The following is a 13,363-nucleotide window of genomic DNA, read 5'->3' as shown; positions in this document are numbered from 1 at the left end:
TTTATGGCGCATTATGATCTGATCATCATCGGCTCTGGCCCTGCGGGGCGCGCGGCGGCCATTCAGGCGGGTAAGCTTAAGCGGAAGGTGCTTGTTGTGGACCGTAAGGACCGCTTGGGTGGGGTGTCTGTTCATACCGGCACGATCCCTTCCAAGACGTTGCGGGAGACGGTGCTCAACTTGTCAGGCTACCGTGAGCGCAGTTTTTACGGGCGCTCTTACCGTGTGAAGGACAATATTGACGCGGGTGACCTCAAGGCACGGCTTCATATGACACTGGATCACGAAGTGGATGTGCTGGAGCACCAGTTCAACCGCAACCACGTTGACACATTGCTGGGCATGGCAAAGTTTGTTGGGCCAAACGAGATCGAAGTTGCCACAGAAGCGGGCGACACCAGCCGCATCACAGGCGACAAGTTTTTGATCGCCACGGGAACGAAGACTTATCGGCCTGATTATGTGCCGTTCAATGGCCGCACGGTTGTGGACAGTGATGAATTTCTGGAGATGTCCGAGATCCCACGTTCGCTTGTTGTTGTGGGGGCGGGTGTTATCGGGGTCGAATATGCCACGATGTTTTCGGCGCTTGATGTCACTGTGACGCTGATCGAGCCGCGCGACAGCTTTCTCGACTTTATCGATTCTGCGCTCATTTCGGACTTTACCCATCAGATCAAGGAAAACGGTGTGGACCTGCGGCTTGGGTCGGCGATCACGCAGATCGAAGATGCGGGCAAACATGTAGAGGTGAGCCTTGAGAACGGACGCCATGTGCGCGCTGATATGCTGCTCTTTGCTGCGGGGCGCATGGGCGCGACAGACAAGCTCGGGCTTGAGGTTGTCGGGCTCAAAACGGACCACCGCGGGCGGCTTGAAGTTGATCGCAAGAGCTATCAGACCAAAGTGCCCCATATCTACGCAGCGGGCGATGTGATCGGGCATCCTTCGCTGGCGTCGACCTCGCTTCAGCAGGGTCGCGTTGCAGGATGTCATGCGTTGGACACGCCGACTTTGGGGGAAAGCCCATGGTTTCCTTACGGGATTTATTCTGTCCCTGAGATCAGCACCTGTGGCATGTCTGAGGAAGAGATGCAGGAGCGCGAAATCCCCTACGAAATCGGTGTTGCGCGCTTCCGCGAGACCAGCCGTGGCCAGATCATGGGGCTGGAGCACGGGATGCTCAAGATGCTCGTGAGCCTCAAGACACGGCGCGTGCTTGGTGTGCAGATTGTGGGCGAGGGCGCGACCGAGCTTATTCACATTGCGCAGGCTGTTTTGAATCTCAAAGGCACGGTCGATTACTTTGTGAAGAACACGTTCAACTATCCGACTCTGGCGGAGGCCTACAAAATTGCGGGGCTTGATGCATTTAATCGCATGCCGATCCCTGATGAATTTAAAGTGAAGAAAAAACCGTGATTTATGTGGATGCTGATGCCTGTCCTGTGAAGGACGAAGTAGAGCGCGTGGCGACCCGCCACAAGATCATGGCTGTGATGGTAAGCAATGGGGGGCTGCGCCCCTCTGCCAACCCATATGTGAGCCACGAGATCGTTCCGGACGGGCCCGACATTGCGGATATGTGGATCGCCGAGCGGGCGGGGAAAGGCGATGTGGTAATTACATCGGATATTCCTTTGGCAGCAAAATGCGTGGAAGCGGGAGCGCAAGTGCTTAAGCACAACGGCGAGGCGCTAACGGCGGCCAACATCGGCAATGTACTTGCCACGCGCGACCTGATGTATGACTTGCGCGCGGCGGACCCGTTTCGACAAGGCGGGGGCAAAGCCTTTTCCAAAACCGATCGCTCGCGCTTTTTGGAGGCGCTGGAGCGGGAGCTTCGGAAGGCGGCAAAGTGATTGAGGCGGTTGTCTTTGATATCGGCAATGTGCTGATCGAATGGCAGCCCGAACGCTACTATGCAAAGCGCTTGGGCAAGGCGCGCCAAGAGGCGTTCTTTGCGGGTTATGATTTGCACGGGCTGATGAACGAGATTGACGCTGGCGCGCCCTTTGGCGCAAGTATTGCCGACGCGGCGGCCGCGTACCCAATGTTTGGCGAAGAGCTGCTCATGCTGCGTGACGAGTGGCTCCCGATGACGGATCATGTAATGCACCGCTCTGTACGGCTGCTGCGCGCTCTAAAAACGGCGGGTGTGCCTGTTTTTGCCTTGTCAAACTTCGGCTCGGAAAACTTTAGGTGGAGTGTTGAGGCGCATCCTTTTTTGCAGGATTTTGACCGCGCATATATCTCGGGCGACATGAAAATGCGCAAGCCGTTTGACGAGATTTACGCCGCTGTTGAGGCCGACTGCGGGATAGCGCCCGAGCGTCTTCTTTTTGGTGATGACCGCGATGATAACCTTGCCACCGCCCGCGCGCGTGGCTGGCAGACCCATCGCGTTGACAGCGAGGACAGCTGGGCGCAAGCTCTGGTGTCACACGGATTGCTAAGCGAGGAGGCTGCGAGATGAGCATTGAAATGGTCCCGTTCCACGAGGGTGAGAAGCTGCTCGACTGGGTTGCTCTCACGCGGGCTTTTGAGGCGGGGCATAAGCTGCCCAAGGCCGAGATTGGCGACACCTTTCTCTACCGTGGCAAAGACACGCTCTTGAGCCGTGCTGCATGGATCGACGGGATGGGGATTGCTGTGAAATCCGCCACGATCTTTCCGAACAATCCGCAAGCGAACAAGCCTGTCGTGGGCGGCGGGGTGAACCTCTATTCTGATGCTGACGGGAGCCTTGAGGCGATCGTTGATTTTCATCTCGTAACCAAATGGAAGACGGCAGGGGACTCTTTGCTGGGCGCTCTCAAGCTTGCCCGTAAAGACAGCCGCAAGATCCTGATCATCGGTGCGGGGACTGTTGGGCGTTCGCTGCGGCAGGCTTACGGCGCGGGCTTTCCTGATGCCGAATTTACGGTCTGGAACCGCACGCAAGCCAATGCTGAGGCGATGGCGGCAGGCTATCCAGGAATGAAAGTGGCCACGAGTCTTGAGGCCGCTGTCAAGGAAGCGGATATCATCACATCGGCGACGATGGTGACGGAGCCAAACCTTATGGGAGCGTGGCTTCAGGCGGGGCAACATATCGATCTGATTGGCGCCTATCGCCCTGACATGCGCGAGGCGGATGATGAGGCTTTGACGCGCTCGCGGCTCTTTGTGGACAGCTACAATACGACGGTCGGCCATATCGGCGAGATTGAAATTCCGCTCCAATCGGGGGTGATCCAACGCGACGAGCTGATCGCGGATTATTACACACCTGAGAAGATGCAGCGCAAATCAGATAGCGAAATTACGCTTTTCAAAAATGGCGGCGGCGCACATCTTGATCTGATGACCAGCCGCTACATTCTGGAGGCGTGGCGCACGCGCTAAGCCTTTTAAGCGGCCGCAGCCAGTGGCTTTTCGCGCACTGGCAAATGAACAAGTGCGGAAAACAATCCGACGCCAACCCCGAACCACCACACGGCGGTATAACTTCCATAGGCGTCATACATCCGCCCGCCGAGCCAGACACCTAGGAAGCTTCCGAGCTGATGCGAGAAGAAGACGATCCCATAGAGGGTCCCCATGTAACGCAGTCCGTAGATATGGGCGATGAGCCCTGAGGTGAGCGGGACGGTGGCCAGCCAGAGTGAGCCCATGGCAACTGAGAAGATCAGCACGGTGGCGGGGCTCATCGGGGTGAGGATAAACGCGGCGGCGACAAAGGTGCGCGCGAGGTAGATGCTGGCGAGTAGATATTTCTTGGAATAGCGCTTGCCGAGGTAGCCTGCTGTGAGTGTTCCAGCGATGTTTGCCAGCCCGATGAGCGAGATCGCGACAGCGCCCAGAGCGGAGGTGGAGGACACGCCGATGTTGTCGAGCATGGAGCCGGAAACGATGGGGCTGCACATCTCGGTGACAAAGGCGGGGAAGTGCGCTGTGACAAATGCGAGCTGGTAGCCGCAAGAGAAAAAGCCAAGAAAAATCAGCGTGAAAGACGGGTCGCGCGCGGCACGTTTGAGGATGGATCCCATACTCTCTTCGAGCTCTTGCTTGGTGGCTGCGACAGGCGCGCGCATGAAGGGCAAGAGCATGATCAGCGCGAGCACGGCGGCTGCGAAGACGAGGAAGACATCCTGCCAAGACATGAAGCCCAGAAGATACTCGGCCACGGGCGCGCCGACGACCTGCCCGCCGCTGGCCGCCGCTGTGACAATAGCGAGTGACATGGAGCGGTTTTCATCCGAGCTGGCCCGCCCGACGACCGCAAGAATGACGCCAAAGCCCGTGCCTGCAACGCCAAATCCAATAAGGATTTCATAGAGTTGGTGCTCAAGCGGGCTGACGGCGAAGGACGAGAGCACGAGCCCCGCCGCATAAACTAGTGCGCCGATAATAACAGCCTTACGATCACCTATTTTTTCGGCAATCGCGCCAAAGAAAGGCTGTCCGATGCCCCATGCGAGGTTTTGCAACGCGATGGCGAGGGAGAACTCGGCGCGGGGCCAGTTGAACTCCTGAGCGATGGGAATTTGAAAGACACCGAAGCTGGCCCGTATAGCAAAGGACACAAGGATAATCACGCAGCCTGTGATGAGCACGGGGGTGAAAAGGGAGGCTTGTTTTTGCATGGGGGTCTCCTGATCGCAATTGATCATTGGCGCGGCTCTGGGAGAAGGTCAATTATTCATTTGTTAACTTACCTTAAAACGTAGCGTTCGCCCGAAAAGGAGGGGGGTGAAAACCGTGCACAAGGCGTGCACAACCCGTGCACCGCCTAAACGTTAATTTCTGTTAGGGAAATTTGGTTACTGAGGCGTTCGATGCTTGGAGTAACCTAAGTACTTTTTGTGCAGCGCAGCGAGGTGTCTGAACGGAAAGCGGCTCTTTTTGGGCTTCAGTTTTGGTGCTGGGAGCACAGCGCTTTGGCATGGACCAATGGAGGTGTTGCTGCTGCATGTGTGATGGCGTCTTTGATTGTGTGATCGTAGTCCCATGTTCGCGGAGTCTTTGTCGTGGGTCGGCGCTTGTTGCTGAGGTGCTTCAGGCACTGCTGTTTCACAGCGCTGACAGAGAGACATGATCTGGCGGGGGGGCCATTCAGGATTTTATTGGGTGTGGGACGTCTTCCAAAAATGTTGGCCAGCGCCTGACGCTCGGTCGGAGAGAGGCCATTCACAACCATAGGCCCGAGCAGCAGCGACTCCGTCCAACAGCCATTGGCGCGAACAACTTCATGTTGGTCGCAGGCAAAATGGACCCATGTGATCTGTGATTTGCCCTTCATGTGGCGGATCCCTGACAGGCCCGTCAGGGATTTGGCACTTGCAAATGCCTCTTGCGTGAAAATGTTCTGTAGCTGACCAGCCCCCCCGACAAGGATGCGGTGTTGGGGTGAGACGATCAGATCAGCGGCTGGACGGTTGTGGCCCAAAGCGCCTGCTTTGATTTGTACTGGCTTGTCGTCCTCCTTGGAACCTTTCAGCATATCCAGACGACTTCGGACCCAGCGAATTGGTTGTGGGCCATGATCGCGCGTCAAGACCAAGTCTCCCGCTGCCAGAGTTTCTACGAGGCGCGCGCCCTCGGGAGTGTCGATGAGCATACCAGGGGCGTAGCAAACGATGGAGGCGTTTTGGACATCAGAGAATCCCGCATTGATGCCTAACGCGGTGGAGCTGTTCAGGCTGATCAGTGAGATTGACTGTATGGCGAGGCCGTCTAGCGGGTTGGCGGGATATTCGGAAATGAAGACATCACCGTTTGTCGCCTGAATCACCAGAACAGGCACAGATAATGTGGACCCGTTGCCGAGCAAAACACTAGCATTGTAAAGCGATGAGCTATCAAGACCCACGTTGATAGGGCCGCTGCCTGTGTTGTAGCTCAGGTAGTCAACATTGCCGTATTCGTCATCATAGATGACGCCATCTTCGTTAACATCAACTTCGCTTACTTCCGTGATAACAAGGTTGCTAAAGGTCCCTAAGACAAGATTTGGATTTTCATTGTCAGAATCTGTTTCGTCCGTGTCCATATCGGCAAAGTTGCCGGCATAGAACATTTCGACAGTGTAGGTTGTAGCCATAACGTTGTCCCTTGCTGTGCAGGGGAGGATATATTTTGCAGGTAAATAATTCGTTTGGCGAGATGTGGAAGATCAATAGATTAGCTTTCATTTTAATAAGTTGGCGCTTTTCGCACTCTTTCTGAGGGGGGCTTGCGCCTACGGTTTTGGGCTCTTGTAACTCTTGTTTGACCGCACAGCGCCCAGCAGGCTGGGGTGACTTGCACCGAGGGTGCGAATGGCTTTAGGAAGTGCCCTATGACGCGCGATATGATCACTGAATATGCGGCCCGTGTGGCTGATGGGACGCTGCGGGCCGATGCGGCGCAAGAGGCGGCTTTGCCTGAGCTCGAGCGCATTCGTGCGGCGCTGGCAGAGCCTGTGAAGCGAGGCTGGTTTGCCAAGAAGCCTGAGCCGATCCGTGGGGTTTATATGTGGGGCGGGGTCGGGCGTGGCAAGTCGATGCTCATGGACCTTTTTGTTGAGTGTCTCGACGTGCCTGTGCGGCGGGTGCATTTTCATGCGTTCATGCAGGAGATCCATAAGGGGATGCATGAGGCGCGCCAGAACAATGTACAGGACGCGCTTGCACCTGTGGCCGCCAAAGTCATCAAGGAGGTGCGCTGCCTTGCCTTTGACGAGATGCAGATCACCGATATCACCGATGCGATGATTGTCGGGCGCTTGTTTGAGGCGCTGTTTGAGGCGGGGGTTGTTGTTGTAACCACATCCAACCGTGTGCCTGATGAGCTTTACAAGAACGGGTTGAACCGTCAGCTTTTTCTGCCCTTTATTGCCCTTATCAAGGAGCGGCTTCAGGTCCACGAGCTGGTGAGTGCGACAGACTACAGACAGGACAGGCTGGCAGGAGAGGCAACGTATTTTGCCCCTGCGAATGAGGCGGCGCGCGCGTCGATTGCGGCGATCTGGGCGGATATGGGCGGGGCGCAGGCCAAGCCACTGCGCCTCAGCGTGAACAAACGCGAAGTTGTTTTGCCCGCATTCCACAACGGGGTTGGACGGGCGCGGTTTCACGAGCTCTGCGGCAAGATGCTTGGCCCTGCGGATTATCTGGCGATTGCCGAGGCGGTGCGGGTCTTGATCCTTGAGGATATCCCGAGCCTATCCCGCAGCAATTTTAACGAGGCGAAGCGATTTGTGACGCTTATTGACGCTTTGTATGAAGCCAAGGTGCGCCTCATTGCGAGCGCCGCGGCCGAGCCTGAGATGCTTTATCTTGAGGGCGAGGGGACGTTTGAATTTGAGCGGACAGCGAGCCGTTTGCGCGAGATGCAGGGCGACGGCTGGGGCGAAACCTAGGCTGCGTTTGCTCTATCGGGAAAGAAAGGGGGCCGTTGGCTCGGCCCCTCTTTCTCCTGCCGATAGATTAAGAGATAACACTCTTGCCCTCGTAAACTCTTACCCCGAGGTGATCTCGGGGATACTCAGCCGCTGGCCCGCGCGGACGCGGTCAGGGCTAGATAGGATCTGGCGGTTGGCGTCAAAAATCGACGTGTAAAACGCGGCGTCGCCATAAAAGCGGTGCGCGATTGCGCCGAGGCTGTCGCCAGATTGAACTGTGTAGAAATTGTAGCGTTTGGTTTCGCCTGCGCGCTGGACCACGCGGACTTCGACACCATTGCTGTTGGTGTCGATTGTTGGTGTGATAGCGGCCTCTGGATTGGATTTGCGAACGAGCGCGGCGAGAAGCGTTGCTGTGTCGACGCGGCCGGCCTCCGTGCGCAGCGCGCTGGGTACGGCGATGCTGCCTGTGGCGGCGGCTTCATTGATCAGCGCGTCGATGTAGGCGTCGGACTGGCCCTGCTTGAGGGCTTGGGTCACGAGGTCTTGCATGCTTGCGCCTGTGGCGGGGCGCTTCGGCGCTGGACCTGTTAGGCTGGCGAGCACACCTGCTGTCATGCTGCGCAGCGGGTCGTCTTGGGCGGGGGCTGTGGTGGTTGCTTTGGGGGCGCCTGAAAGGCTGGCGAGAACGCCTGCCGTGATCTCGTCGACTGGCGCATCTTGTGACGCTGTGGGCGTGCGCATGAGATTGATCAGGCCCGTATCTGCGCGCGCGACTGTGTTGTCGTCAGGCGTGTCGCTGTAGGGCGTCTCGATTTCGGGAAGCTCGGCCAGAGAGCTGTTGGATGGCTGCATCAGAATGAGGGCCAGCGTAACGGTCAGAAAGGCTGCGCCGATGATCAGCAGGCGGACAAGATGCGGGTTTGGCGGGGTGTGCTGCTTCATGACGTGGGCTGCTGTATCGAGAGACCGAGGAGGAGCCAGACCTGCATGCCGCCACGGTAGTATTTGATCTTTTCGGCGGGGTATCCTGCGCTGCGCAAGGCTGTGATCGCGTGAAGAGATTGCTCACACCATGGGCCGTTGCAGAAGAGCAGAAGTTCCTTGGCGGCGGCAAAATCCCATGTTGTACCGTCGGACTGCGCGCCGAGCGCCTTGATGATTTCGTCGCGGTAAGGGTTGCTTGCTTCGAGCGTGGCAAAGGGCACGTTGACTGCACCTGGAATGGTGCCTTTGGCGAACCACTCAGGCATGCGGCTGTCGAGCAAGAGGCCGTTGCCTGCGGCAACCGAGTTCTCGAGGAAGGAAATGACTTCGATTTCGCCAACCGTCTCGACGCCTTCGCCCGCACTCATCTCCTGAATGCAGAAGGGTGGGCAGGCGCGCGATGTTTTTGTGAACTCGCCTGAGAGCTGGTGGGCGGTGTCTTGGATCCGCTCGATCACGAGTGTTTCGCCTGTTGCGAGTGTGATCGACTTTGATGGAATGTCAGGTGTGAGGCGCACATCCTGTGCGATGGTCACTGCTGGCATAAGGCACGCGCCAGCGAAAAAAAGGCCCAAAAGGCGTCTCATTACTATCCCCCAAATCATGGCATGCTTCAATCTGTGGCGCAGGGCATGCTTAGACTGCTGGCTCAATATATAGGCGAATCAACGCGAATCGGTCAACATAAAGTGATTCGGAATTCAGCGAATCGGGGGTGGCTTTGGGCTAAGTCCTTGGAAGTGATTCGCATTTTTTCAGACGGCCACGCAAGATTTGGGCATCTGTTTTGGCAGAGGTGGCCAAAGCGGACCGCTTTAGCTGTGCTCGCGTAGGATATGACCTGCGAGATAAAGCGATCCACAGATGAGAATTCGGGCTTGAGGGGCATCGCGTAAGATATCGTGCAGTGCGCTCATCACGCTGTCTGCGGCATGGGCGCTCATACCGGCCTCCGTGGCGGCGGCGGCTGTTGTTTCGGCGGGGAGGGTGTTGGCCTCTCCTGGGATCGAGACGGCATGCAGCGCTTTGATGTGCGGTACGACGGGGGCGAGATAGCCTGCGATGTCTTTGGTGTTGAGCATGCCGCAGATCATATAGGTGGGCCGCTTGGGCAAGCGCGTGAGGCTTTCGGCAAGAGTTGCGCCACAGGCGGCGTTGTGGCCGCCATCAAGCCAAAGCTCGGCTTCGGGAGCGGCGTCAATCAGCGGGCCTTGGGCGAGTTTTTGCATCCGAGCGGGCCAAGTTGCGCGGGTGACTGCAGCCTCATAGCTGCTTTCGGGCAGGCCGAGGTGACGCAACCCTGCGAGGGCCGCGCCAGCGTTTTGGAACTGGTGTGCGCCCATCAGCGAGGGCGGCGGAAGATCAAGCAGGCCAGTCTCGTCTTGATAGACAAGGCGGCCGCGCTCTTCAGAAACATGCCAGTGCTGGCCTTGGGCAATCAGCGGCGCGCCAAGGCTGGCGGCCTTGGCTTCGATCACCTCGGCGGCGTCTTCGGGCTGTCCCGAAAGGACGAGGGGCACGCCACGTTTGATGATCCCTGCTTTTTCAGAAGCGATCTTAGCGACGGTGTCACCCAAGAATTGCGGATGATCAAAAGAGACGGGGGTAATTACTGTGAGGGCGGGTTTGTTGATGACGTTGGTGGCGTCAAGTCGCCCGCCGAGGCCGACTTCGAGCAACGTATAGTCGGCAGGGGTGCGGGACATGGCAAGGAGGCCAGCGACGGTTGTGATCTCGAAATAGGTGATCGTGTCGCCATTGTTGGCATCGTAGCATTCGTTCAGAACCTCAGTGAGATGAGGCTCGGAAATCAGCTCGCCTGCGAGGCGGATGCGCTCGTGAAAGCGGGCAAGGTGGGGCGAGGTATAGGCGTGTGCCTTTAGGCCAGCGCCTTCGATACCGGCGCGGAACATGGCCAGCGTCGAGCCTTTGCCATTGGTCCCTGCGATATGGATCACAGGGGGGAGTTTGTCCTGCGGGTTGCCGAGCGCGTCGAGCAGCTTCCACACGCGATCCAGCGTGAGGTCGATGATCTTGGGATGAAGCGCCATCATCCTTTCGAGGATGACATCCGATCCTGTGTTCATGTCTTGGCGTCTGCCTTTGTCTCGGTTGAGTCGCCCGCATTTGGCGCGGGCAGATCGCCCGCGACGGCCGGCGGCATATCCATGAGCATACGAATGATTTGGATCAGCTCTTCGCGCATCTCTGTGCGGGGCGTGACGCGGTCGAGCATGCCGTGATCCAGCAAATACTCAGCGCGCTGGAAGCCTTCGGGAAGCTTTTCACCAATGGTCTGTTGGATCACGCGGGGGCCAGCAAAGCAGATCAGCGCATTTGGCTCGGCGATCTGGACATCGCCCAGCATGGCATAGGAAGCGGTGACGCCGCCTGTTGTTGGGTGTGTCAGAACGACGATGTAGGGCAGGTCCGCTTCTTTGAGCATCTGCACAGCGACTGTCGTGCGCGGCATTTGCATGAGGCTAAGAATACCCTCTTGCATACGTGCGCCGCCAGCGGCGGAGAACAGCACGAGGGGGCGCTTGAGCTTTACGGCGCGTTCGGCGGCCGCGATGATGGCGTTGCCGACGTACATGCCCATCGAGCCGCCCATGAAGGAAAAGTCCTGCGCGGCTGCGATGATCGGTGTGCGGCCAATCTCGCCTTGGACGACCAGCATGGCCTCTTTCTCGCCGGTCGATTTCTGAGCGGCTTTCATGCGGTCAGGATATTTTTTCTGATCGCGGAATTTGAGCGGGTCTTCGATCGGCAGGGGGACATCAACCTCTGTGAAGATGCCGCCGTCAAACAGCGCTGTGAAGCGGTCGCGCGGCGTGATGCCCATGTGGTGGCCACAAGAGGTGCAAACGTTGAGATTGCCTGCGAGTTCACGGTGAAACAGCATGGTTCCGCATTCGTCGCATTTTGTCCAAAGGTTCTCAGGCGTATCGCGGCGCGAGAAGATCGAGTTGATGCGGGGGCGAACGTAGTTTGTGATCCAGTTCATAGAGAGGCCTTTGCCGTTTCACTTGTCTAGGGTCCAGATAATCAGGACGGGCGGGAAATGCAATCAGCGCTTCAGACCAATGCGTGCGGCGAGCCACATGAGACCGAGAAGGAGGAGCTCAAGCGCGAGCTGCCAGCTGATGCTGGCGCTTGAGCCAGTTGTGAAGGTGTCACCCATGGATTCTGGTGGAAAAAGAAACAGCGCAAAGCCAGACGATGGCCCCCCAGCCTCACCATAGAGCAAAAACGCGAAAGCATTGTTGGCCAGATGAAAGGCGAGCGCTGGGCCGAGCGTGCCTGAACGGGCCGTCAGATCGGAGGCGGCGAGGCCAAAGCAGAAAGCCCATGTGACGTATTGCATGTTGTGGACGAGGTCACTCTCTATATCCCAATGGGCGAAGCCGAAGGCGAGGTTTGTCAGGATGAGCCAGCTCGCGGGATGTGCAAAAAGCGCGGCGAGCTGCTGTTGTAGATAACCACGATAGAGCAGCTCTTCGGCCGCAATTTGCACGAAGATCGCCCCAAGAGAGAGTGGCAGGAGCGCCAGCCAGAGAAGTGGTGGGCGTGTGGCTTGCAGGGCGTCGACGCTCCACCAGGGCGGGACAAACTCCAGCGCAAACAAGAGTAGGGTCAGTGGGGTGAGAACCGCGAAAAACTGGCGTAGGGCCGCGCGTGGCGGGCCTATAAGACCGCTGGGTGCGCGGTGATGGAGCCTGCGCACCACGAACATCACGATCGCGGCGAGGATGCCAAACGACGCGAGCTGTGCGCCGAGGCCCAGAGGGGTTGATCCTGTGAAGAAAGCGGCAATCCAATTGGGCTGAAGCGCAAGCAGCAGTGCTTCGATCACATCATAGGTGAGATAGTAGCCAAATTCGATCAGGCAGTAGCCGAGGACCACGGTAAACAATGTGCCGCTCAGAAGAGCAGGGGCTACAAAGGCGCGGTGTGCGGCGTAGGGAGAACGGCGCATGCGTCAGCGTCCGAGCGAGAGCCGCGCAGTGAGCCATGCACAGAGCAGTATCATCAGATCATAGGGCATCCACATGGGAAGAAGCGTGGGGTCGGACAGTTCGAACGGGTAGGTGTAGAGCGCGAGGCCATAGAGCGTATCCCCGGGAGAGACATAGAGCAGGCCGCTGAAATTGAGGAAGAAATGCAGCGCGATGGCGGGGGCGAGTGTGCCTGAACGGGCGGTCAGATCGCCTGCGGCGAGACCGAAGAGCGTGGCGCTAAGCACAAGGAACCACGCGTTTGGGCCAGCGACCGAAGGTTCAAAATGCAGCGCACCAAAGATCAGTGCAGGCAGGGCGAGCCAGACCAATGGATTGGAGAACCGTGCGGCGAGCTGACTTTGGCCATAGCCGCGAAAGAGCAGTTCTTCGGCGGTGACCTGAATGAACAGAAGCGGCAGGGCGAGCGGCAGGAGCGCGAGCCAGCGCAGATAATCCAGATTGTGAAAGGGCTTCAGGATATCGGGCTCTGGAAGAAACCAGAGCAGAACGGCAAAGCCGCCAAGCGCTGTGCTGACGCGCAGGCCGTGACGCAGGAAGACGGCGCCTCTGCCAAAGAGTGTGGCGAGCGGGCGCTGGTGTAAGAATTTGAGCACGAGGCCTAGGGCGATGATGATAAAACCGAAGGAGGCGAGAATGGCCAGCATCCCGCGTGGGCTGCTGCCGCGGTCAATTTCGGCGGCCAGAAGCGGCCAGTCTTGTGGCGTGACCATTTCGGCGAGCAACGTGAAGTAACTGTGACCCAAGGTGAGGTAGCAGGCCACCACAAGCGCCAAGCCCAAGGCAAAGCGCCAGAGCTCAGGGCTTTGGCGGGCGGGGGCAGTTAAAAAATCTTGGCCCTGATATCGCATCTGTCAGGCTTTAGCGCCAAATGGGCGGCGCGCAAAGCTTTACCCTGCACAGGGGACTTATTTTTGCGCGGATGTGGCAGGGCGGTGTGCGTGCTTGATATGAATCAAGGCGCATATGCGGGTGGACGCATAAGCATGGG

The 13,363-nt window shown here is 57.9% G+C and carries 13 protein-coding genes; 5 read left to right on the top strand and 8 right to left on the bottom strand.

The features are described 5' to 3' along the window. The first annotated feature begins 3 nt into the window (after positions 1-3). Genes sthA through DSM117340_RS13350 form a run of 4 tightly spaced genes read left to right on the top strand, consistent with a single transcriptional unit; the run spans position 4 to position 3,387 of the window. Positions 4-1,422: a Si-specific NAD(P)(+) transhydrogenase gene (gene sthA, locus DSM117340_RS13365; protein WP_089892609.1), complete on the top strand. Its 1,419-nt coding sequence runs from the start codon at positions 4-6 to the stop codon at positions 1,420-1,422. Beyond that, a complete protein-coding gene (locus DSM117340_RS13360; RefSeq protein ID WP_089892606.1) occupies positions 1,419-1,862 on the top strand; it encodes a YaiI/YqxD family protein in 444 nt (147 codons plus the stop codon). Before sthA ends, DSM117340_RS13360 begins: the two co-directional genes overlap by 4 nt. Beyond that, on the top strand, positions 1,859-2,476 hold the full coding sequence (locus DSM117340_RS13355) for an HAD family hydrolase (protein ID WP_089892603.1): 618 nt from the start codon (positions 1,859-1,861) through the stop codon (positions 2,474-2,476). Before DSM117340_RS13360 ends, DSM117340_RS13355 begins: the two co-directional genes overlap by 4 nt. Beyond that, on the top strand, positions 2,473-3,387 hold the full coding sequence (locus DSM117340_RS13350) for an NAD(P)-binding domain-containing protein (protein WP_089892600.1): 915 nt from the start codon (positions 2,473-2,475) through the stop codon (positions 3,385-3,387). The genes DSM117340_RS13355 and DSM117340_RS13350 overlap by 4 nt, the downstream gene beginning before the upstream one ends. Positions 3,388-3,392: 5 nt before the next feature. On the opposite strand, the gene DSM117340_RS13345 is transcribed toward DSM117340_RS13350, so the two are convergent. Together DSM117340_RS13345 and DSM117340_RS13340 are read right to left on the bottom strand one after the other, a co-directional pair. Continuing rightward, on the bottom strand, positions 3,393-4,628 hold the full coding sequence (locus DSM117340_RS13345; protein ID WP_089892597.1) for an MFS transporter: 1,236 nt from the start codon (positions 4,626-4,628) through the stop codon (positions 3,393-3,395). Between the two features lie 266 nt (positions 4,629-4,894). Continuing rightward, entirely contained in the window at positions 4,895-6,085 is a 1,191-nt protein-coding gene (locus tag DSM117340_RS13340; RefSeq protein WP_089892594.1) for a Hint domain-containing protein, read from the bottom strand. Between the two features lie 237 nt (positions 6,086-6,322). On the opposite strand from DSM117340_RS13340, the gene zapE reads away from it, so the two are divergent. Then, the gene (zapE, locus tag DSM117340_RS13335) at positions 6,323-7,384 is read left to right on the top strand and encodes a cell division protein ZapE (RefSeq protein ID WP_089892591.1); all 1,062 of its coding nucleotides are present in this window, start codon (positions 6,323-6,325) and stop codon (positions 7,382-7,384) included. A 99-nt stretch (positions 7,385-7,483) separates the two neighbouring features. Here zapE and DSM117340_RS13330 read toward each other — a convergent pair whose 3' ends face one another. The 6 genes from DSM117340_RS13330 to DSM117340_RS13305 form a co-directional block, all read right to left on the bottom strand. Then, positions 7,484-8,311, bottom strand: a complete 828-nt coding sequence (locus DSM117340_RS13330; protein ID WP_218140887.1) for a LysM peptidoglycan-binding domain-containing protein — start codon at positions 8,309-8,311, stop codon at positions 7,484-7,486. Next, a complete protein-coding gene (locus DSM117340_RS13325) occupies positions 8,308-8,940 on the bottom strand; it encodes a rhodanese-like domain-containing protein (protein WP_089892588.1) in 633 nt (210 codons plus the stop codon). The genes DSM117340_RS13330 and DSM117340_RS13325 overlap by 4 nt, the downstream gene beginning before the upstream one ends. A gap of 228 nt (positions 8,941-9,168) precedes the next feature. After that, the gene (locus tag DSM117340_RS13320) at positions 9,169-10,440 is read right to left on the bottom strand and encodes a folylpolyglutamate synthase/dihydrofolate synthase family protein (protein ID WP_089892585.1); all 1,272 of its coding nucleotides are present in this window, start codon (positions 10,438-10,440) and stop codon (positions 9,169-9,171) included. Then, positions 10,437-11,360, bottom strand: coding sequence for an acetyl-CoA carboxylase, carboxyltransferase subunit beta (gene accD / locus DSM117340_RS13315; protein ID WP_089892582.1), 924 nt, complete (start codon positions 11,358-11,360; stop codon positions 10,437-10,439). The genes DSM117340_RS13320 and accD overlap by 4 nt, the downstream gene beginning before the upstream one ends. Before the next feature lie 63 nt (positions 11,361-11,423). Beyond that, positions 11,424-12,332 carry a CPBP family intramembrane glutamic endopeptidase gene (locus DSM117340_RS13310; RefSeq protein WP_089892579.1) on the bottom strand — a complete coding sequence of 303 codons (909 nt, stop codon included), beginning with the start codon at positions 12,330-12,332 and terminating at the stop codon, positions 11,424-11,426. A 3-nt stretch (positions 12,333-12,335) separates the two neighbouring features. After that, a complete protein-coding gene (locus DSM117340_RS13305; protein WP_089892576.1) occupies positions 12,336-13,223 on the bottom strand; it encodes a type II CAAX endopeptidase family protein in 888 nt (295 codons plus the stop codon). Positions 13,224-13,363: the final 140 nt, after the last annotated feature.

Source organism: Lentibacter algarum, assembly GCF_040580765.1.
Lineage (GTDB): Bacteria > Pseudomonadota > Alphaproteobacteria > Rhodobacterales > Rhodobacteraceae > Lentibacter > Lentibacter algarum.
The sequence above is the reverse complement of the archived record's forward strand: the minus strand, read 5'-3'. Positions and strand labels throughout refer to the sequence as shown.

What these genes read in the sequence shown, in the direction of transcription:
- DSM117340_RS13330 (WP_218140887.1), bottom strand. Translation starts at nt 8,311, where the DNA reads ATGAAGCAGCACACCCCGCCAAACCCGCATCTTGTCCGCCTGCTGATC.
- DSM117340_RS13325 (WP_089892588.1), bottom strand. Translation starts at nt 8,940, where the DNA reads ATGAGACGCCTTTTGGGCCTTTTTTTCGCTGGCGCGTGCCTTATGCCA.
- sthA (WP_089892609.1), top strand. Translation starts at nt 4, where the DNA reads ATGGCGCATTATGATCTGATCATCATCGGCTCTGGCCCTGCGGGGCGC.
- DSM117340_RS13340 (WP_089892594.1), bottom strand. Translation starts at nt 6,085, where the DNA reads ATGGCTACAACCTACACTGTCGAAATGTTCTATGCCGGCAACTTTGCC.
- DSM117340_RS13305 (WP_089892576.1), bottom strand. Translation starts at nt 13,223, where the DNA reads ATGCGATATCAGGGCCAAGATTTTTTAACTGCCCCCGCCCGCCAAAGC.
- DSM117340_RS13345 (WP_089892597.1), bottom strand. Translation starts at nt 4,628, where the DNA reads ATGCAAAAACAAGCCTCCCTTTTCACCCCCGTGCTCATCACAGGCTGC.
- DSM117340_RS13350 (WP_089892600.1), top strand. Translation starts at nt 2,473, where the DNA reads ATGAGCATTGAAATGGTCCCGTTCCACGAGGGTGAGAAGCTGCTCGAC.
- accD (WP_089892582.1), bottom strand. Translation starts at nt 11,360, where the DNA reads ATGAACTGGATCACAAACTACGTTCGCCCCCGCATCAACTCGATCTTC.
- DSM117340_RS13320 (WP_089892585.1), bottom strand. Translation starts at nt 10,440, where the DNA reads ATGAACACAGGATCGGATGTCATCCTCGAAAGGATGATGGCGCTTCAT.
- DSM117340_RS13310 (WP_089892579.1), bottom strand. Translation starts at nt 12,332, where the DNA reads ATGCGCCGTTCTCCCTACGCCGCACACCGCGCCTTTGTAGCCCCTGCT.
- zapE (WP_089892591.1), top strand. Translation starts at nt 6,323, where the DNA reads ATGACGCGCGATATGATCACTGAATATGCGGCCCGTGTGGCTGATGGG.